The sequence below is a fragment of the Candidatus Chlorohelix sp. genome, from assembly GCF_037138995.1.
Lineage (GTDB): Bacteria > Chloroflexota > Chloroflexia > Chloroheliales > Chloroheliaceae > Chlorohelix.
On record NZ_JBAXHI010000009.1, the window covers coordinates 41,293 to 62,755 of the forward strand.

The 21,463-nt window shown below is 47.2% G+C and carries 12 protein-coding genes; 6 read left to right on the forward strand and 6 right to left on the reverse strand.

All coding sequences use genetic code 11. The annotated features are described in order from the left end of the window. The first annotated feature begins 210 nt into the window (after positions 1–210). Genes WCK19_RS06305 through WCK19_RS06315 form a run of 3 tightly spaced genes read left to right on the forward strand, consistent with a single transcriptional unit; the run spans position 211 to position 2,966 of the window. Positions 211–966, forward strand: a complete 756-nt coding sequence (locus tag WCK19_RS06305) for an ADP-ribosylglycohydrolase family protein (protein WP_342396526.1) — start codon at positions 211–213, stop codon at positions 964–966. Next, positions 963–1,628 carry a hypothetical protein gene (locus tag WCK19_RS06310; RefSeq protein ID WP_342396527.1) on the forward strand — a complete coding sequence of 222 codons (666 nt, stop codon included), beginning with the start codon at positions 963–965 and terminating at the stop codon, positions 1,626–1,628. Before WCK19_RS06305 ends, WCK19_RS06310 begins: the two co-directional genes overlap by 4 nt. A 36-nt stretch (positions 1,629–1,664) precedes the next feature. Further along, on the forward strand, positions 1,665–2,966 hold the full coding sequence (locus tag WCK19_RS06315) for a hypothetical protein (RefSeq protein WP_342396528.1): 1,302 nt from the start codon (positions 1,665–1,667) through the stop codon (positions 2,964–2,966). 3 nt (positions 2,967–2,969) lie between these two features. Here the strand turns inward: WCK19_RS06315 and WCK19_RS06320 are convergent, their stop codons facing one another. From WCK19_RS06320 to WCK19_RS06335, 4 genes are all read right to left on the reverse strand, one after another. Next, positions 2,970–3,617 (reverse strand): HAD-IA family hydrolase, encoded by a 648-nt coding sequence (locus WCK19_RS06320; RefSeq protein ID WP_342396529.1) that lies wholly within the window; start codon positions 3,615–3,617, stop codon positions 2,970–2,972. 38 nt (positions 3,618–3,655) lie between these two features. Continuing rightward, on the reverse strand, positions 3,656–5,224 hold the full coding sequence (locus WCK19_RS06325; RefSeq protein WP_342396530.1) for a glycosyltransferase family 39 protein: 1,569 nt from the start codon (positions 5,222–5,224) through the stop codon (positions 3,656–3,658). Beyond that, positions 5,217–5,810 carry a non-canonical purine NTP pyrophosphatase gene (locus WCK19_RS06330; RefSeq protein WP_342396531.1) on the reverse strand — a complete coding sequence of 198 codons (594 nt, stop codon included), beginning with the start codon at positions 5,808–5,810 and terminating at the stop codon, positions 5,217–5,219. The genes WCK19_RS06325 and WCK19_RS06330 overlap by 8 nt, the downstream gene beginning before the upstream one ends. A 384-nt stretch (positions 5,811–6,194) precedes the next feature. Beyond that, positions 6,195–7,043, reverse strand: a complete 849-nt coding sequence (locus WCK19_RS06335; RefSeq protein WP_342396532.1) for a PHP domain-containing protein — start codon at positions 7,041–7,043, stop codon at positions 6,195–6,197. A 481-nt stretch (positions 7,044–7,524) separates the two neighbouring features. Between WCK19_RS06335 and WCK19_RS06340 the strand changes: the two genes are divergently transcribed. From WCK19_RS06340 to WCK19_RS06350, 3 genes are all read left to right on the forward strand, one after another. Next, positions 7,525–11,808, forward strand: a complete 4,284-nt coding sequence (locus WCK19_RS06340; protein ID WP_342396533.1) for a PAS domain S-box protein — start codon at positions 7,525–7,527, stop codon at positions 11,806–11,808. A 430-nt stretch (positions 11,809–12,238) separates the two neighbouring features. Next, on the forward strand, positions 12,239–15,187 hold the full coding sequence (locus WCK19_RS06345; RefSeq protein WP_342396534.1) for an ATP-binding protein: 2,949 nt from the start codon (positions 12,239–12,241) through the stop codon (positions 15,185–15,187). Continuing rightward, a complete protein-coding gene (locus tag WCK19_RS06350) occupies positions 15,184–16,305 on the forward strand; it encodes a response regulator (protein ID WP_342396535.1) in 1,122 nt (373 codons plus the stop codon). The genes WCK19_RS06345 and WCK19_RS06350 overlap by 4 nt, the downstream gene beginning before the upstream one ends. A gap of 315 nt (positions 16,306–16,620) precedes the next feature. Here the strand turns inward: WCK19_RS06350 and WCK19_RS06355 are convergent, their stop codons facing one another. Together WCK19_RS06355 and WCK19_RS06360 are read right to left on the reverse strand one after the other, a co-directional pair. Beyond that, the gene (locus WCK19_RS06355; RefSeq protein WP_342396536.1) at positions 16,621–19,731 is read right to left on the reverse strand and encodes a hypothetical protein; all 3,111 of its coding nucleotides are present in this window, start codon (positions 19,729–19,731) and stop codon (positions 16,621–16,623) included. 442 nt (positions 19,732–20,173) lie between these two features. Beyond that, positions 20,174–21,463: an O-acetylhomoserine aminocarboxypropyltransferase/cysteine synthase family protein gene (locus WCK19_RS06360; RefSeq protein ID WP_342396537.1), complete on the reverse strand. Its 1,290-nt coding sequence runs from the start codon at positions 21,461–21,463 to the stop codon at positions 20,174–20,176.

Here is a 21,463-nt window from a genome sequence, read left to right on the forward strand (position 1 = left end):
ACGCAACATTTTAATGAGCATCCATATAGCGCCACATGATTTCTGTTTGAAAAAAGGTAATCCGATAAAGGCTTCTATTCCCAACCACCTGTAGTTAAAACCCAATATGCTAAATATGTGTGTACCTTTACATTATCCGCTATACTACTTTTGTATCGAGTAGCTTTTACTACAAAAAAGGGGTTTAACCTATATTTTTCTCAAGAGTATATGACAAACTATTTAGATAATTTTAAGGGCGCTTTACTGGGCTTCAGCTTGAATAGTTCCGGGCAAACGAGCGCGGTTTTCGAGAGCCTTTACGCCGGGTTGTGTACGGGGCTGTACAAGGTCTTTGCGCCACTAACAGACGAGGATAAGGCGTTGGCGCGGCAACCCACCGACCCGCTAAAGGTGTCGCTGGCGTTGGGAATTGCCGACTCTGCCCAAGCAGCATTAGTTTTTGAAAGCCAAATATTATTGGGACATGCCGTGCGTCTGATGTGCCTACACGAATTATTACCAGAAGATTTGATGAGCGCAGTTATTGACTTTCTGCCGCCCGGCGGCATTTTTGATAATCCGTTGCGGGCGAAGTTGCTGGCGGCTCAAGATTATCTGGAAGAGCGGCAAACGCTGGTAGATAACATGCTGGCGGGCGATTTGGAACTGGATTTGTTGGAAATTGACAGGCGGAATGCCAAACGTTGTGGGGCGGGCGCAAATATCGAAGAAGCCGTAGCGGCAGCTTTTTACGCCGTAACCGCCCGCAAGGATAGCTTTGAAGAGGCAATTACGGTAGCGCTTGCAGCAGGAAACCCTACCCTAAGCGCCTCTATATGTGGAGCAATTGCCGGGGCATATCACGGAATAAAGGGCATCCCCGCTGAATGGTTGGACAAATTAGAGATTCGGGCTATAATCGAGAAAACTGCACGTGAATTGCATGCCAATTCATTTAAAACCATCGAAAAGGATATGCTATGAGTGACAACAGCAGCGCTATTGAAGCCACTATTTCGGCTATCGTAGCACGTATAGAGCAAAAGAACGCTGCCCGCGAAAAGGCTTTAGCCGAATCGCGTCAGGTAATTCGCAACGCCGCTAATTCAATCCGGGCGCTACATCGCCACGAGTTTGAGCAGGCTGCTGAAATGTTGGAGCAAGGGCGTGCTTTATTGCTTGGCTTGAAAAATGTCCTGTCCCTTTTCCCGGATATATATTGGGCAGGTTATGTACAGGACGCGCAAAAGGAATATTCGGAAGCTCGCCTGACCTATGCGCTGGTTCGTGGGGAAGTTTTGCCTTTGCCAGAAACGTTGGGAGTGGAAGATGCGCCCTACCTGAATGCGCTTGCCGAAGCCGCCAGCGAACTGAGACGCTATATTCTTGACCTTATCCGGCATGGCGCAGAACACAACGAAGAATGCGAAAAATTGCTGGAAATGATGGATGAAGTGTATAGCCGCCTAGTCACGGTAGATTACCCGGATGTGCTTACTGGCGGGTTGCGCCGTACTACCGACCAATTGCGCGGAGTGCTAGAACGCACCAGAGGCGATCTGACCCTTACCCTGCGCCAGCGCGTGCTTGAGCTTGCTCTCGCAAGATATAACACGCCTATAGATGGAAAACCAAACCCTGAGTAATTCAAGCAAAAACCGTATAAAGGATACGGCAAGAATATGGAAGCTACTAATGTTTCAGTGCAGAAACCAAATGAATTGCTCGATGCGCTAAGCCGAGCAGTAGATGAAATATGGGATGTGCCACACCTGTGTATCGGTCCGATGGGACGACCCCGCCCTTATCCTCTTTTTGCCCTTATCGGGGCAACCGCTACCGAACCAGAAAAAGGGCATGCTTTTATCTCTAATACTTTTGACCGTATGCTAGAATTAGCCGCTTTTGACAAAGAGGCATTGACTCTGCAAACCGCTATCCTGTATTACCGCCCCGGTCTATGGGTTGAACAATATAGCTGGGATTTTAACCTGCAAGACCTTGAGCGATACATACGCCACGCTAAAGGGGAAATTATCCAAGCCGTGTTGGGGCTGTGGTTGCGCCATAACACTTCAAATGCCAGTTATGCGCTGATGAACGAGCGTATATCTCACCTCCTGCATGACTCTGCAAACCACCTCAAACCAGACCTTTACAAACCCGCTTTGATTGACCTGATTTTGAGTTTGCTGGAAGATACATCGCTGGAAGCTTCGGAAATAATCCAACAAATGATTGCCGGAGCGATGGGCATTGCAAAAGTGGGGTCGGTGGAAGAACCCGAATTGAGAAAATACTATCCTCAGATATTTTATCGGCTGTGGAAGGAAAAGCTTTTCGACTATCCCAAATACAAACAGGCTATTTATGCTCTTCCCGGCGTAATTGAAGACCTTAATCCCACTCCCTGCAATAACACATTACCGGATGTCTATCGCGACCTACCCGCCGATTTCGTGGCACTTTTGAAAAGCTTCGGGCGTTCGCTGGCAGTAGAGTTGGTCGAAAAGATAACGCAGGGAGATGAGCAAGCAGCAGCGTTACTCAAACTATACAATGACCTACACGGCAGCGAGTGGCTGTTGATGGCGTGCGCCTATATTGAGGAAAAGAAGTTGGCGCATTTGCCCCCTTCCAATCGCTGGCGCACCAACAAAAGCCCTGCCAGCGCCATCGTTAAATTGTGCATGGCGCTGCACAACCCTGACGAGGATAAGGCGCAAGCAATCGAGTTTTTAAGCCAATATCAGGCAAAAACCCTGCTCGAAGCATTACCCTACGCCCATGATTTTCAAGGCTGGATTTGCGAAGCGTTGGGCTGGCAGGGCGCGGCGGAACTTGTGCGTCTTGTGGAACACAACATCACCGATGAAGATTTACCGCACATTTCCAAACAGCATTTCGAGGCAATTTACGATACTTTTTACTACCATTTCCCCACCCGGCGCAAATTATTGGATCAGTTCAAAGCCCAACTTTAAGTATCAGGCAAAACGCAGAAATTGCATTAGCTCCTGATAGTGGCTAAAAACGAAATCCGGTTCGGTGGCGCGTAAAGCCTCAAAATCATAGTAAGGAGCGTTTTGTTTTGGCAGGAACAGGGCAGTGGCGGTTCCTGCCGCCTTTCCCGCTTTTACATCCACTTCGTAGTCGCCCACAAAAATTGTATCTTCCGCTTTAACTTTCAGCTTGTCCAAAGCCAACCAAACCGGAGCAGGGCTAGGCTTGAATTCTGGGGTATCGCCCGCTGTTACCACCGCTCCAAAATACTCAGCGATACCTAGCTTTTTCAGCGAATGTTCTACCTGATTGCGGTAAGAAGAAGTGACCATCCCGATATTCATGCCCGCATTTCGGCAACTCTCCAACAAATCCAGCGCCAACGGGTAGAGTTCGGCATGAGTCCATGCTTGCGCCAGCCCTTCTTCCACCAATTTATCCACGATTTCAGGAGAAGGCAGCTTGTAATAATCGCAAAGCTCCGTATAGGAAGTATAAAACCAGCGTTCGATTAGCTCCGAATCATCCAGATTCAGCCCACATACGTTGGTAGCGTAGCGGTAGGCTTCGAGCCATAAATCCAACGAAGGGGTGAGCGTACCGTCAAAGTCGAAAAGAATCGTTTTGTACATTTATTCCTCAATCTCTAAATTTAGCTTAACCCTGAATTTCAACGTATTTCATAAACTTCAAAATCCCCTTTCGGGCTGCGATACAACAAGGGGAAAAGCTTGTTTTCCGGCGCTTGCAGCAGGTCTGGATACAAACCCATGCGCTCTGTCACTACTATATAACCTGCCTTATAGCGATGCGCTACTTCCAGTAACGTGGCTAAGTTTTCATTTGCGGGTAGGCGAATACCGGGCAACCCGCTAACATAATTCAAGGTGGAAGGCTGATTGGTGATTATCGGAGCAGGTGGACGCACCGACAACCATGTATTTATCTCGTTAAACAGGGCAGTTTCGGCGCGATGGGTTTGCGCCACATTCACCGCGCTAGTTGCCAGCCATACTATGCTTGCCAGCAAAAAGAAGCCCAGCAAGAAGCCATAAATTGAGCGGGAAGCCACGTTGAGGCGCAACGATAGCCAACCTGCAAAGCGTTCAAGGGCATACACCTCTCCCACTGCCAAAAAAGGCGCACAACTTCCGACAGAGTGATAGTAACTGCCGTTAGCGCTGGCGACTCCAAAGATTAGCGGCAAGGTGAAGAAAAGTAACATCGTATAGAGCGCAGCAGGACGTGAACTTGTAAATTTTCTCGCCAACAACCATAAGCCGATTGCAGCAGGAATCACGCTAGGTATAAACATTATGTCAAGTGCGCCACGCCACGCCACCAGCAAGGCTTCCACCCGAACCGCTGCTATTTTTCCTATTCCTCCCTCCAACCACGTTTGAAAATTCAAGGGAGTGGAATAATTAAAGAGGCTCTCGTAATCGAACAAGAAAATGGTCTGGGTTCCGGCTGGTGAGGAGATATAGCCAAATTCCAACATGTTACGCAACGACCAGATTCCAGCCGGAATAGCGATTCCTATCGCCCCAAAAATTGCTTCGAGCCAGCTTTCGCGGTTAGCGCATTTCCTAAATAGGCGCGGCAACAGAAGGATAAACCATACCAGCCCCGCAAAAAGAGCGGGAGTACGCGCCAGATAAGCGATGCCCAGCAATAGCCCGGTTGCAAGGGCGGGGAGCGGTTTTAGCGGTTGGCGAGTGAGCAGCAGGAAAGCAAGCGCCACCGGAACAGCATAAAGCATTGAGCTATCCGGTAGAGTGGATTGGTAAGCCAGCAAAGGGCTGAAAACCAGCAAACTTCCCGCCAGCAAGCCAAGCCAAGCAGCATTTTGCAAAGGCAGACGACGCGCAAACAGGTAGGCAAGGGGCGGCAAAAGCGACCCGGCTAAAAGACTTGGCAATTGCGCCGCGAATAAATTATCGCCAAATAACATGAAGCTAAAAGCAAGGGCAAAGGATGAAAGCGGTTGCCAAAACTCCATGCCGGGGTGAGTGACGTTTTCAAAGCGAGGATTAAAGTTCCAAAGTATCGAAACATCCAGATTGCCGTTATGGTAAAGGCTGCGGGCTACCTGAATATAATAGGCTGGGTCGTCCAGACCGGGCGAAGGCAATTGCAAAGCATAGAGCAAACGCAGCAAGAAGGAAACTGCGAATAACCCAAATACCACCGCTCCGGCGCGTTCAACCAGCGGCAAAGCAGTTCCCCGCTTATTCAAAACGTTTCACCAGTTCCGGCAATAACCCCCAGCGTTGCCATTCGGCGCGAATCTCGGCGCGTCTTTCTTCCAGCGTTTCAGCATTGCCGATGCGAACAGCGGTGAGCGGTGAACCGGGCAAAATTGGGCGAAACGGTTCTTGGGCAATCGTAAAGGGGAAACGCACATCCCGCCAATATGCAACGCCATCTGGAGCAAGCAACGCCCATGCTGCGAAAATACTAGCAGTACGGCGTTCGAGCGGTACACCCTGCATCCGCTGCATCAGATAGTCAAGCCACGTTTGGTCGTCCACATCTTCCGTGAATTGTCCGCCCCAACGCCGGGTTTCTACGCCCGGTTCGCCGTTTAACGCATCAATTTCCAGCCCAGCATCATCGCCAAACACCCAAGGATACTCAGGCGAATGAAAATACCTCGCCTTTATCAGCGCATTTTCTAGCGGAGTAGCGCCCGTTTCCAGTCCGCTGACATGGTTCAACCCGGCAGCAGCCAAAGTAAGGATTTCAAACCCGGCTTCCTCAAATAAAGGCTGGAATAAAAGGTACTTCATCTGATTTCTGGTAGCCATCAACATTCGGGGCATAAGCAATTAATAATCCTCTATCTCAACAATTTTCTGAGTTTACATATTGCCAAAAGCCAGAATTGCAGTTTTAGGACATGCTAATTATAGCGCATCCACCGCCGTAATTTTGGGGGAGTGAACCCCGCAAAACCAGAACACAAACTAACAAGTATGTGATAATGGGACATTAACGTCAAAAACTAGGGAGTTGAACTTGTACCAAGAAAAAGACCCCCGACCAAATTAGGTCAGGGGTTTTAATTGCGGTCTCAAGGGGTGGGGGGAATTAGGGGGATATGTGGGAAAGCACTTTTCGGCGCAACCTCCTTTAATCTTGAGATTTATTTTGTGGTTTATGTTGAAAGATGTATAGAAATATGTAACACTTTCGGCGGACGGTTTTTAAGCAGCTAGGGCGCTGGATTCTATCCCTAGCCTTTCCAGCAGCCCTCGGCACAATTCAGCGTTCCATGCAATCGGCTTTTTATGCTCATCGTGGCTATCCGACCCGCAACTTACCAGCAAATTCCGCTTCCGCCCAAGCTGAAGTAATCGCGCTGTTTCTTCTTGGCTGTGTCCTGAATAAAACCCTTCTATCCCTTCCAATCCCATTCCAGCCATCTCCTTCAGTACCTCATCAGATGCAACAGCAGTTTCCGCGCCCCCTCTCCCCGGATGAGCCAGAATAGATACTGCGCCGGCACACCGACCGACTGCCAAAGCCTTCTCTAGCGGTTGTGCCACTTTCATCTCTGGCTCAACCGACCGGCAAATATCCCAAGCTTGTCTAAAGGTTAGCGCAGTATTCGCCTCTACCAAAGCGCTTGCCAACTCATAAATTGGGGAAGTCGAATGAGCGACTGTTAATCCCTCCAAATCATACCCTTTTCTCAGCAGAGACAGTGCCATTGTTTGTCTCTTTTCTAGTAGCTTTTGCCTAGTTTCTTTCAGCAGCATCTGGAGCTTTATGCTCTCGGGATTAAATCCGTATAGTAGTAGATGATAATTCTTGTTTCTATGCTCCACTGCAATTTCCACTCCCGAAATGAACTGAATTCCATGCATCCGAGCTAACAATTGCAGGGTTTTCAGGTTAGCGGTAGTTTCGTGGTCGCAGACGCTAAGCGTCTGTATCTTTTGAGCAGCAGCCACGTTAATTAGGTCTTGCGGCGACCATTTCCCATCACTCGCGCTGGTATGGGTGTGTAAATCTATACTGGGCTTTGCATTAAGTTTTTCTAAAGACTTCATAAGAATTTCCCCTGTTCTTTAATAATTTTCAGTTTGACAACCGCTTCAGCAGATTAAGTTATACAGAAGCGAGCTACTAAAATTATTGTGCTGTTATTATTAAGAACGTGAAGAGAAACAAAAAATAGCGGTACGTCTCGATATATAGTACTTTTGTATTAGCTCGAAATAGGAAAAGGGCGCAACTTCTTCGTATAGAGGTGTTCCCTCCCCTCAACTCCCTCCATTTTTCCGCGAATCTTATTCCACAGCGAATTATGGTCACGTTTGGGACGGTAAACATTCGGTATTTATACAATATTTAGATTACTATTAGATAATTATTAGATTGTTTTTTTCTTTTTAAGTGTATAATCATATTTAATCGTTTCAGTTTTTCTTTATTCTTATATGTTTTATAATATTTACTATGACCCAAGCTTCTCACGTTATAGCACAGTGGTTGCATAAAAAAAACGCTAAAGCAAACGAAAAACCTTCTATGGACAATGATGTAAGTCCTCTGCAACTTACTGAAACAGGGCAACAATTTAACCCGACCAATCCCCAGCCACAGAGCTTTAATAATGCTTTTTTTGCGCTGAACCCAGACTGGACTATTTCCTACATTGACCACCAAGCCACGCCCCTTTTTTCCAAAGAACGCGCTCAACTAGTAGGTAAGAATATATGGGAAGAATGCCCAGACTTAGCAAAAACCGCTGCTTTCACGCTATTCCACAAAGCGGTAGAAACAGGAGAGCCGCTTAGCTTTGAGTTTCAGCATCCGCACCTTGTCACATGGTTTCAATTTCACCTTTACCCCTCCCAAGAAGGGCTATCAATCTACATTCACAGTATTATTGAGCTTGCAAAACAGGCAGAGGAAATCCTGAGCCAATTTGGGCAACGCTTCGCCAAGATTTTTCAAACAAACCCAGTCGCGATGGCTATTTCTACCATATCAGATGGGCGTTATTGGGAAGTCAACGAAAGTGCTTTAAAATTAGTGGGCTATACCCGTGAGGAAATGATAGGGCGAACCTCAGTAGAATTAGGCATCTGGTTTGATAAGAACGAGCGGGAAGTAATGCTTCAGCTTATGCAGGCGCAAGGTTACGTTAGAGGGTTCGAGATAAAAGTCCAATCCTCCAAGGGCGAGATAATTCACTGCCTTGCCTACGCCGAAATAATAGAGCTTGATAGCGAAAAGTATTTGCTAACCATGATGAGTGACATCACCAAACGTAAGCAGGCAGAGGAAGCCCTCTATGCAAGCGAAGCGCGGTTCAAGGTAATCTTTGAACATGCGGCTGTCGGTATAGCAGTATTGAGACTCGCTGATTATTCCACTTATGCCAACCCGCATCTCTGCGAAATTCTAGGCTATAGCGCCGAAGAATTGAGCAAAATGCCCTACGCCTCCTACACCTACCCGAAAGATTTTCCCGCCGAGAGCAAGTTGGTATCGCGAATGTTAGCAGGTGAAATCCCTAACTTCACTTACCAAAAACGCTATGTTCGTAAAGACGGTTCGCTGATATGGGCAAATACTTCTTTCTCCATTACCCGAAACCCAGACGGCAGCCCAAACCTTATAATCGGAGTGATAGAAGATATAACTACTCATAAGGAAGCCGAAAAAGCCTTGCGCGAAAGCGAGGAGCGCTTCAAGATAATCTTTGAGCAGGCGGCTGTTGGTATTATATTAATACAGTTGGATAAGCATTTCGCCGCCGCTAACCCGCGCCTTTGCGAAATGCTTGGCTATACAGCCGAAGAATTAAGCAAAATGCGTACCATCGACTATACCTACCCGGAAGACCTACCCGTCGAGCGCCAGTTGGGAGAGCAAATGTTAGCAGGTGAAATCCCTCACTTTACTTACCAAAAACGCTACGTTCGTAAAGACGGTTCGCTGCTGTGGGCAAATCTTTCCGTCTCCACTACCAGAAACCCAGACGGCAAACCAAAGCTTATAATCGGGATAGTAGAAGATATTACCGCGCTCAAGCAGGCGCAGGAGGAACTAAACAGGCAACAAGAGCGCCGTTATAATTTGCTGGCAGAAAATATCAGCGATATGGTACTCGTGATGAACATGATGGGGAAATATTCGTATATATCCCCCTCCTCTAAAGAAGTTGTCGGCTACGCTCCGGAAGAACTGATTGGGCAATACAGTTTAGATTTTACGCATCCCGATGACCTACACAAAGCATTTGACGCTCTCAAAGTGTCGCGGGAACAATTCAATAGATACGACAGCGTATTGACCCGCTTCAGGCATAAAGAGGGGCATTATATTTGGCTGGAAGGGACAGGGCAAACGCGCTTCTCCGAAGAAACTGGAGAACCCATTGATTTCGTTGGCAGCTTGCGCGATGTAACCCAACGGATTGTGATGGAAACAGCCTTGCGCGAAAGCGAGCAGCGTTATCGCTTGCTGGCAGAAAACACCGTTGATGTGGTGATAGCCCTGTCGAAAAAGGGGAAATATTTATACGCCTCCCCCTCATGCGAAAGAGTAGTCGGTTATACCTCTGAGGAGTTGGGGAGAACGTGGGGTAAGGATTTAGTACACCCCCATGATATTCAACTAATCAATGTGAGTGTGCCAAGCAATCGGGCTTTAGAAAATCCTTATGAACCAATAGTAGTCAGGGTTCGACACAAGCAGGGACATTATATCTGGGTTGAGATTGACAGAGTAACCGCCTATTCGGAGGAAACCGGAGAAGCGGATAGCCAAATTATTACTTGGCACGATATAACCGCTCGCAAAAAGGCAGAAAATGAGCTGTATTATCGGTATGAGTTTGAAAAGTTGGTTGCCAACATTTCTTCCAAATTACTGATGGTCAATTTTGAAAGCATTGATGCTGAGATAAACCAAGCGCTTGCCGTTATCGTTCAGTTTCTCTCCCTAGATCGCTGCCAGATTTATTATTACTCAGATGATTTAAATTACATAATCAGAGCATATGAATGTTGTAAGGAAGGTGTTCCTTTACTCGGTAAAAATAATAATGTCCCCGTTGATTTGTGGGCAAAAGCGCTCCTCAAAAAAGGGGAAGCTATTCGGCTGAACTCGCTGGCAGACTTGCCCCCAGAAGCTAATTCGTTTCAGGCATTATTAGAAAAGGGGGCTATCCAATCAATGGTGCAACTTCCTTTGATAATAGAACAGGAAGTTATCGGCTTCATCAGCTTTGAAACCGTAACCCAGCAAAATGCTTGGAGCGACAACGATATGGTGTTGCTCAAAATAGTGGCGGAGGTATTCACCAGCGCATTTAAACACCAAAAGACAAAGCGCGACCTAATCGAACAACGCGATTTCGCCCAGTTGGTGATGGACAACCTAGGGCAAGGGTTATCGATTTCGTGGCGGGAAAGCGCTCTTGGCTATGTTAATCCGGCTTTAACCAAACTGACAGGCTATTCCGCGCAAGAAATGACCGGCAAATCCCCGCTAGATTTTACCCACCCGGATTACCGCCAGAAAGTGCGGGAAGCCCGGTGGCAGTGGTTTAACGGCAACACCGCCACTACTGAAAGCATTATTCTAACAAAAGACGGTTCAGAGAAATATGTTTCCATCACCGGCACACCTTTCTATAACAATGGCGAACTGACAGGAGTAATTACCGTACTCACCGACTTGACTGAACGGCGCAAAACCGAAGAAGCCTTGCGAAATAGCGAGCAGCTTTTGAGAACGGTGGTTTCAAACGCGCCGCTGATTCTGTTTGCCATAGATGCCAACGGTACGATCACTTTTGTGGATGGGAAAGCGCTTTCCTACTTCAATATCGAACCACAAAAGATTGTCGGACAAAATATCCGAGATTTAAAGGTATGTATCGGCGATTATGTTTTGAATAAAATCAAAGGGGCTATAGAGCTGGCACTTGGCGGGGAAGTTGTTCATGGCATCGCCAACATTGGGGAGCGCTATTTTGAGGGGGTATATACGCCCATTAGTGACAAAGAGGGGCGCGTATCCGGCATAATTGGCTTGATTTCCAACATCACCGAGCGGATCGTAGCCGAAGAAAAACTCGCGAAAAGCCTAGAAATTGAACAAGAATTGAATAATCAAAAATCGCTCTTTATCGCGACTGCCTCGCATCAGTTCCGCACCCCGCTCACCATCATCAACTCATCAACAGAACTGCTAGAGTATTACGGGCATAAATGGACGGAAGAACACAAGCAGGAGATATTCCAGCGCATCTATCTTGCGGTCTCCAATATGACCGAGCTAATGGAAGATGTGATGCTATTGAATAGGTCTGGCACAGGCAAAATGGAATACCACCCGATAAATATGGATTTCAGCCAGCTTTGCGCTAAAATATTGGAAGAAATTAAAATGAACCCTGACACGAACCGCCAATTCGACCTGCACATTGAGCCTGCGCCCGTCACAATACAGGGCGACCCCAAACTAATTCGGCATATTATTTCAAACCTAGTAAACAATTCCATCAAATATTCGGCGGAAGGTAGCACGGTTCACTTCCGGTTAGGTTATGCGGCAAATAAAGTTTGGGTAGAAGTGAAAGATGAAGGTATTGGAATACCGCCCGAAGATTTAAACCATCTGTTTGATGCTTTCTACCGGGCGAAAAACGCAACCAACTTCGAGGGAAGTGGACTTGGCATGACAATTGTAAAGAAGTGTCTGGAAGCCCATAACGGTAAAATAGAAATAGAAAGTGAATTGAACAAAGGCACCCTTTGCCGGGTAGAGCTACCGCTAGAACAACCCCAAGCCTAAACTCTTATTTGTGTGTTGAAAAGTTAACCGAAATCGTGGAGTATTAAAAAAGAGGAATGCTATAATACTCTACGTGTACTGTTTTCGTAATTCGTGACCGCCACTGTTCGCTTTAATTCGTGTCATTTTTGAAAAACCCAGACCCAAAATTGGTGAGAGGTCACGAATTAGACCGAATACCTTCAGGCGCAAAAATTATAAAATCATACACCTCTGGATACCACCACAGAATATTTGGTACAATCTTTATCTACCACCCTATTAATTATTACGAGGTCTGTAGATTTTGAAAAAATGGTTTATTAGAAATAGCAAAAAATTTCTCTTTGTTTTGGTAATAATATTTATTTTACTTCTTTCATTAGGAGCAATAAATAGTTATATTCAAAACAGCTCTAAAAAATCCCCGCCTCAAGCCAACATGGGTATATTGGACTTATCTCAATGGGATTTCGATAAAGATGGCACCCTTAAACTTGATGGCGAATGGGAATTTTACTGGCATAAGCTTTTGCAATATGAAGATTTAAGCGGCGGGAAAATAAGCCCGGATATTATGGCAGAAGTTCCACACAACTGGAATTCTTACACCCTGAATAATGAAAAGCTTCCGGGAGAGGGTTTTGCCACCTACAAACTGCATTTAAAAACTAATTTGTCTGCCGGACAACTTGGTAGTATCCGGGTTGACACCTTTTCAACCGCCTATGTTTTGTATCTCAACGGCAATAAATTGGCATCAAATGGCACAGTAACCGCTATCAAAGAGCAAGCTATACCCCAATTCAAGCCGCTTTCGGCGGTTTTCCAAGCGCCGGGTAGCGAATTTGACCTTATCATCCAAGTTTCAAATTTCGATTATACGCGGGGAGGCTTCTGGTCTAGTATTAATTTGGGCAACGTGGAAGGAATCAAAAACCTTCAGGAATCCATAACAAGGCAAGAATGGTTACTGTTAGGGTGTTTTTCTACTGTGGTTTTATATTCCTCTTGTTTGTTCCTACTCAGAAAAAGAATCAAAAATACCCTTGATGTTGCAATAAGCTGTGTACTATACATTATCTACACTGGCACATCTGGAGAATACCTTGTCGCAGGTCTTATACCAAACCAAAATTTTAAAATCCTAGTCTTTTTATGGTATTCATCTGCTAATTGGAGTCTATTCTGTCTAGTATTAGTAATAAACACACTATTTCCTGCAAGTTTTTCAAACACTGTGCTGAAGTTTATTTCCGTTATTCTGGCGAGCTTTACCTTGATTTATTTGCTTACGCCGGTAGCCTTTTTTTCACAATTTACGGTCTATCAAAATATAGTCCAAGTATCAATAATTGGATACGCCTTGACGCTGTCTATAAGGGGCGCTTTGAAAAAACAACAAGGCGCTTTAATATATACCGCAAGCCTTTTTCTGTTGCTAGGTACGTTTATTCATGACTTTTTGTGCTGGCAGAATTATATTAAAAGTGATTGGGGAGAAATACTATTTCTGGGTGTTTTAACGGTTTTGGTGACACAAATATACATACACGCCAGAAGATTTTCAAGCGCGTATCATGAACAAAACGCGGTGGTGGAAAGGCTTTCCTCATTAGATAAACTTAAAGATGAATTTCTGGCAAATACCTCTCATGAGCTTCGCACTCCGCTAAATGCCATAATAACGCTTGCGGATGGGATGATGAAAGGGGCAGGTGGAGAAATCAATCAAAACCAAAGGAGCAACCTTTCCGTAATTTCCTCCAGTGGCAGAAGGCTTGCCGCACTGGTCAATGATATTTTGGATTATTCCAGAATGAAGCATGGGGACATAAAGCTAAGACTCGCGTCGGTAAATATTCGGGTAGTGATAGAGAACGCCCTTAAGGTGTTAATCTATCTGGATAACAGCAATTCGGTACAACTCGAAAATGAAATCAGAGCGGACACTCCATTAATTCTAGCAGATGAAAATAGAGTGACCCAAATTATATATAACCTCATCGGTAACGCCGTCAAGTTTACTAGGCAAGGTTCTGTCCGAATAACCGCCAGAACTATTGGTGGGATGGTTGAAATTTGTGTAGCGGACACCGGACCCGGAATCCCGAAAAATAAACAAACGGATATTTTCAAATCTTTTGAGCAAGCGGATTCTTCGCTAACGCGCAGCTATGAAGGAACGGGTCTTGGGCTTTCCATCACAAAACAACTGGTAGAGCTTCAAGGTGGCACAATCCGAGTTGAATCGGAACTCGGCAAAGGCGCAAAGTTTTTTTTCACGCTGCCTATTTCAAAAGAAAAAGCCGAAGCGGAAAGCGTTTATACACCCTTGCCTGAGCCGGAATCCCCCGCTGAAATTTTCGAGGAAATCCCGTTTAAGCTGGAAACCCGTAGAGCGCATATCCTGTTGGTAGATGATAACGTCTCTAATCTTAAAGCAACCGCGACTATTCTAAAACTTAACGGCTATGCCATTACTGCCGTTACTAACGGCAAGGCTGCTTTGGAAGAAGCGAGAAAAGACCTATCCATTTCCGTTATGCTGCTAGATGTGATGATGCCGGGAATGTCAGGCTTCGAGGTTTGCAACGAAATCAGGAAGTTCAAAACCCTTTTTGATTTGCCGGTGCTTATGCTTACCGCCAGAACAGCAACACAGGATATAGTTAGGTGCTTTGAAGTCGGCGCGAACGATTTTCTACCAAAACCCTTTGAGTCGGAGGAACTTTTAGCAAGGGTAGGCACACTTATAGAGCTTAAAAAATCAGTGGACAAATCCATTGCCGCAGAAATATCTTTTCTACAAGCACAAATCAAACCACACTTCCTTTTCAACGCTTTAAGCGTTATTGGGTCGCTCACCACGCGCAACCCCGAAGAAGCCAGAAACTTGCTTGTCACTCTGGGCGAATACTTACGCAGCAGTTTTGATTTTGACAGTTCCGAAGAATTAATCCCGCTATCTAAAGAACTGGAACTGGTGAATGCCTATCTAACCATTGAAAAAGCCCGGTTCGGTAAGAGAGTAAATTTTGATTTGCAGTGTGAGGGAGTTCCGTATGTTAAAATCCCTAGATTGACGCTGCAACCGCTGGTTGAAAATTCCATCCGGCATGGTAAATTTAATAGTGCCACAGTCGGCAATATCAGGCTAAAGATATGGGCAGCCGATAGCAAAGTTCATTTTGAGGTTAGCGATAACGGTATTGGGATACCAGAGAACCTGATTGAAAATTTACTTGATGTTAATGGCACTTCTAGAGGGGTGGGCTTAAAGAACATCAACAAGCGTTTGGTGAAGTATTATGGAAGTGGGCTTTCTATTAAAAGTGTTATGAATCAAAACGCTTGCGTATCATTTTCTATACCGTTTTATCAGGAAAAAGTACAATGATTAAAGCTATTGTTGTTGATGACGAATGGCTTACGCTGGAAGAAATAAAAGATTTGGTTAATGCCACCGGATTTATTCGGGTGGGGAAAACCTACGAGAACCCGCTGATTGCTTTAGCGGAAGCAGCTACCAGCAAAGCCGAAGTTGCCTTTATTGATATTGAAATGCCCGAAATGGACGGAATTACGCTTGGCGAGAAATTACTCGAAATTAATCCGGCGCTCCATATTGTATTTATCACCGCTTATAATCAGTATGCCATACAAGCTTTCGAAATTAATGCCCTCGATTATATTTTGAAGCCTGTAAATACAGAGCGGTTTAATAAAATGACCCAAAGGCTAAAAATTGCAAGAAGCAACAAAGCGCTACAAGTTGGGGTATCGCTAAAAATCAAGTGCTTTGACCGACTTGTGGTTAGTATTGGAGATAAGGAAGTAAAATGGAAACGCTCCAAAGCCGAAGAGTTGTTCGCATTCTTGCTAATACACCAAAATGAAAGAATTCATAAAGATACCATCATTGAACAACTCTGGTCCGAGTATGAGCCGAATAAAGCCACGCCAATTTTACAAACCTCTGTCTGCAAGATTAGGAATATTTTTGCGTCTTTCGCAAGAAACAAGGTAGCGCTCGAATTTTCGGGGGGCTGCTATTGCCTCAAAATAGACGAGTGTGAGTGCGATTATTTTGAAGTGGTAAAAGCTCTGGACAGGTTTCAGAAAGAGGACAACGCTACTTACAGCGCAATAGAAAAAGCAGCCAGCTTATATAAGGCTGGTCTCCTTACGCAACATGGCTACCATTGGGCTATTGATAAGGGAGAAGATTTAAAAAACAGGCTATATCAGACTTTAAAATACCTTGCCGAATATTATGCTTCAATTAGCGATAATGAAGACGCAATCAGCATTCTAGAAAAGCTCCTGATTTTAACGCCACACGATGAAGAAAGCAACAATAAATTGCTTGAAGCCTATGCCAAAAGCAATAAAAGGTCTGCCATTATAAAACACTTCCAATGGCTCGAAAGAGTCTTAAAAAACGATTATGATATGACACCCGCAGCTTCCACTAGCAAGCTTTTTCAAAAGCTGTGTCAAGAAAAATACAAGTGAACACTTCATTACGAACGCAAACAACCCCGCATTATGCCGGGATTTTATTCAGGGTAGCTTCTGCACTTTTGAGTTGTAGCTCAAGTCTTACTATGTAGTCACTTAAGGGCTGCTCATGCTTGTCGAGTATATTTTCCAAGTGTTTCAGAATGGTGGCTTGTTCCAGCCTTTGAGTTTGGCTTCAAGAAATAAATTTATGATTTATTCTTTAGTGTCCATTCTTTTCCTCAAACTTATTACCCTAGAGATTGAGTAAATACAAGCAAAAACCTCCCCTTCCCTAGCAAGAAAAAGGGAGGTTATGCTTCTATTAAACTAGCCCGCGGCTGCCGTTACCGTCAGAATGTTCACCTGAGTAAACTCCGAGCGGTTGCCGTAACCTACGACTGAGTATGAACCGGACAGCCCGGCGGTATTTACCACGATGGTAACTTCTCCGTTGGCGTTGGCGCGGGGTAAGCCTAGGCTCACACTCGTGCCATCAGGACCCGTGTACCACAACGAGACAAACTCGTCCGCCAAGAAGCCCGTCTGCACGATGCTGACTTTCTCGCCCGCATTCGCGCTTACGGCTGCGCCCGGTTGTACCTCGCCTTTGGTCTCATTGCTGTTACCTTCGGCGGAACCGTAAACAAAGAGTTCGTGGTTGCTGAAAAGGCTCTTGCCGCCTCTGGTTGCGTCATCGAACACCAAGTTATAGCGCACATCGATTTGAGTTCCCGCAACCGCGCTGATATTCGGGCGGAACACCAACGTGCCATGCGCCTCTTTGCCTCCCTCGATGGTCGGCAGCTTAATCGTTACGGTGGTAGTGGTCACTTGAGTAACCCACACGCCTGAAGTTGCGCCCTCTTCCAAGTAGCCCACGTCCAGCCCTTGCGGTACTGGCATAGAGATTACGAGATTGCTCGCGCTACCCGCCCCGATGTTCTTCACCTTGAAGCTGAAGGAAACAAGGTTCTCAAGATTGGTGTCCACCACCCGATCGGGGTTAACCCGGAGTTGAGGCACCAAATCGGCGGGATGGGCTACGACAACCTCATTTCCGCCAGGAGGAGGAGTATTTGCCGTACAGGCGCCATAGCACACCACCCGGTTGTTGTCGCCATCGGCTATGAAAAGGCTGCCGTCCAGCGGTGATAGCGCTACCCCATAGGACTGATACAAACTGTCGGCGGTGGGGGGGTTTGGCTTATCTTTGGTAGTAAAAACCCCGCCCTGACCCCACACGCCATCGGCATCGGGCCCATCTGTCCACAAACCCGTGGGAGCAGGGTAGTGCAACGCTCGGTTGTTACCCCATTCAACCACATAGAGACTGCCGTCATCCGCCAGAGTTATTCCATAGGGTTTGCTTAAGGTATTTATGCCGGGAGTACTGCCTCTGTTATAGCCGTGATCGGTAAAGTTTGCCTGCCCGTACACCCGTGTGGCTTCGGCATCGTTAGCCGGCACACCTGAACTGTCAGCCGGGAAGAATAGCACCCGGTTGTTGAGGTTATCAGCCACATAGAGATTGCCGCTCGCGTCCACCGCTACCCCATAGGGAAGGTATAAGCTCGTGGGACCGTAAGTAGGGACATTGGTACGATTGGCGCCACCACCCGCAAAAGTTGCCTGCCCGTACACCCGGTCGGCGGTGTTAGAGATGCCGCTGTAGTACAACACCCGGTTGTTGCTGGAATCAGAGATAAAGATGCCGCCAGAGGCAATCGCTATAGAGTCGGGTTGGTTTAGGGTTTGTGCGCCTATCCCGCCCTTGTTCGCGTCACCGGTGGTATAAGCGTCCTTCTGCCCGTACACCCGGGTAGCGTGCTGCGCCGGTATGCCAGAACTATCAGCCGGGAAGAACAGCACCCGGTTATTGCCGGTATCAGCTACATACATGCTGCCGTCCGAAGTGAATGCCATACCGATGGGACCGGACAGGCTATCATCACTGGGGGTACCGGGGGTACTGCCGTTATTTTCTGTGTTGGCGGCAAAACTCCCGCTCTGCCCCCACACAGCGCTGGCAGTGGTTGAACCTGCCGTATAGCGCAGCACCCGGTTATTGTTGGAATCGGCAATGAAAACGCTGCCATCTGGGGCGACTGCTACCCCACGCGGGACGTTCAGGCTGTCGGTGTTGGGAGCAAAAAAGAGCCATGTGGTATAACTGCCGCCCTGCCCGTACACCCGGTCGGCGTTGGGTCCATCAGCAGACGGATTCGCGGCGTAGTGCAGCACCCGGTTGTTGTTGTAATCCGCCACATAGAGGCTGCCGTCTGAGGCAACTGCTACTCCTACGGGACTACTTAGGGTGGATTGGGTTGTACCGGAATTATTTCCGGTCATGTTTGTCTGCCCGTACACCCGGTCGGCGGTAGTTGACCCTGACGGATAGTGCAACACCCGGTTATTGCCGCCCTGATTGGGAATGGCATTATCCGCCACAAAGAGGCTGCCGTCTGAGGCTAACGCTATTCCGGTGGGCTGCCACAGGCTGTCATTGGTGGGATTGCCGGAGTTGGAGCCGTTGTTCGGATTGCCGCTGGTTCCATCCGGCTGCCCGTAAATTCGGTTGGGGGTGAAATCGACCGTCCCGCCCGTATTGTAAACAGGGAAGCGCAGCACCCGGTTGTTGCCGTCAGATACATAGATGCCGTTCGAATCTACCGCTACCCCACCAGGATGGAACATGTTGGTGGCGGCGACGGGAAAGGAAATTTTGGTGGTAAACGAACTGCCGGTGTCCCCCTGCCCATACACTCGCGTGGCGGTGGTGGAGGTGCCGCTGTAGTACAGCACACGGTTGTTGTAGGTATCCGCGATGTAGATGCCACCCGCAACTACCGCTACCCCACTGGGCTGCCATAGGCTGTCGGCGGAGGGAGTATTGCCGTTCCCTCGGTTATAACTTCTGGTGGTATAATCCGCTTGCCCATACACTCGCGTGGCGGTGGTGGAGGTACCGCTATAGTACAGCACGCGGTTGTTGTAGCTATCCGCGATGTAGATGCCGTCCGAGGCAACTGCTACTCCGACGGGATAGTCTAGGCTGTCCTGACTCACGCCGCCCTTGTTATACGCAAAGGTGCTAAAACTGCCGCCCTGCCCGTACACCCGGTCGGCGGTAGTTGACCCTGACGGGTAGTGCAGCACCCGGTGATTTTGATAATCCGCCACATAGATGCCGCCGTCTGAGGCAACTGCTACTCCGGCTGGATTGTACAGGTTGTCGGCGGTTCGCGCGACATTGTTTTCTTGATTGGCGGTAAAATCGCCTACCTGCCCGTACACCCGCGTGGCAGTGGTAGAGGGTAGGGCTGCGAACGCCGCGCTCGCCAACCCCAACAGCAGGGCGACAGCCGCTAAGGCTGCCAGCAGTCGCGGCGATATGCGCCGCTTCTTCTTAATTGTTGCTACATTCTCTGAGTTAATCATTCTACATCCCTTCTTAATTCCTGCTAAAACCTTGTTTCTTTATTGCGAATAACTTTTACCGCTTGTCCGGTACTATACCTGCGAGCATTCGGGTAGCCTGAGCAAAGCATGCCCAATAAGGCAAATACTTTTTCCACCGACATAAAATCATTATAGCAAACGATTCTAACAGGATTCTAACAACTTGTCCGTTTTCAGGGGGGTTTTCAAGCTTGATAATTAAGGATTGGTTAAGAATTGAGGAGTAATGGGTGAAGGGTGCGACACGGAGTCGCTCCTATCCTACCCAAATCTCTTTCTAGTATTGGTATATGTTCCTATAAAAAAAGCAAGCGAGGGCAATAAATCAGTCCAAACAAAAACCCCCCTTTCCTCGCAAGAAAAAGGGAGGCGTTTGTTTAATAAGATTAGCTACTAGCTACCAATTGGGTTTAGCCAAACCTTATTTTTGCGATTTTTCGAGCGCTTGCTCCAAATCCCATTGTATATCTTCAAAATCTTCCAGCCCCACCGAGATACGAATCATGTCGGGAGTGACACCGCCAGCCAGCTGTTCTTCTTCACTCATTTGCTGGTGGGTGGTGCTGGCAGGATGTATTACCAACGATTTGGCATCCCCAACATTGGCAAGGTGTGATAGCAATTGCACGCTCTCGATGAACTTACGCCCGGCTGCCAGCCCACCCTTGATGCCAAAGGTAAAGATTGCGCCCGCTCCTTTGGGCAAATACTTTTGCGCCAGTTTATAGTATGGGCTGGATGGAAGCATCGGATAATTTACCCACGAAACTGCCGGATGCTCGTTTAGATATTCCGCCACCGCCAGCGTATTTGCCACATGCCGATCCATCCGCAAGCCCAACGTTTCCAGCCCTTGCAAGAACATGAAACTGTTAAAAGGCGATAGAGCGGGACCCATATCACGCAGACTCTCCACTCGCGCCTTCATGATGAAAGCGAAATCGCCGAAGGTTTCGTAGAAACGGATGCCGTGATAGCCTTTACTTGGCGAGGTTAGACCGGGAAATTTGCCGTTGCCCCAATCGAACCTACCGCTATCCACAATGATTCCGCCGATACTTGTTCCATGCCCACCGATGAATTTGGTAGCAGAATGAACCACCAAGTCTGCGCCCCATTCTATCGGGCGGCACAAGTAAGGCGTAGCAAAGGTATTATCTATAACCAGCGGCAAACCCGCATCATGCGCGATTTTTGCCACTGCCTCGATGTCCAACACATTTATTTTAGGATTGCCTAGCGTTTCAGCATATAATACGCGGGTGCGAGGGGTAATGGCTTTACGAAAATTTTCAGGGTCTTCCGGGTCAACGAAAACCGTATTAATGCCCCATCTCCTGAAGCTGATGTCAAACTGGGTATAAGTACCACCGTAGAGAGTGCTACTAGAGACGATTTCATCGCCTTCATTCAGCAGCGTAAACATGGTGATAAATTGCGCTGCCTGCCCGCTACCCAACGCCAATCCCCCCACCCCACCTTCCAATGAAGCTACTCGTTCTTCCAGAGCAGCCGTAGTCGGATTCATAATACGAGTGTAGATATTGCCAAAACGCTGCAAGGCGAAAAGGTTAGCGGCATGCTCAGTATCATCAAACACGTAGCTAGTAGTCTGGTAAATGGGCATAGCACGCGCCCCGGTGGTAGGGTCAGGGCGTTGCCCCGCATGCAAAGCGCGAGTATTAAAACCAAACTTGCGATCTTCTGCCAT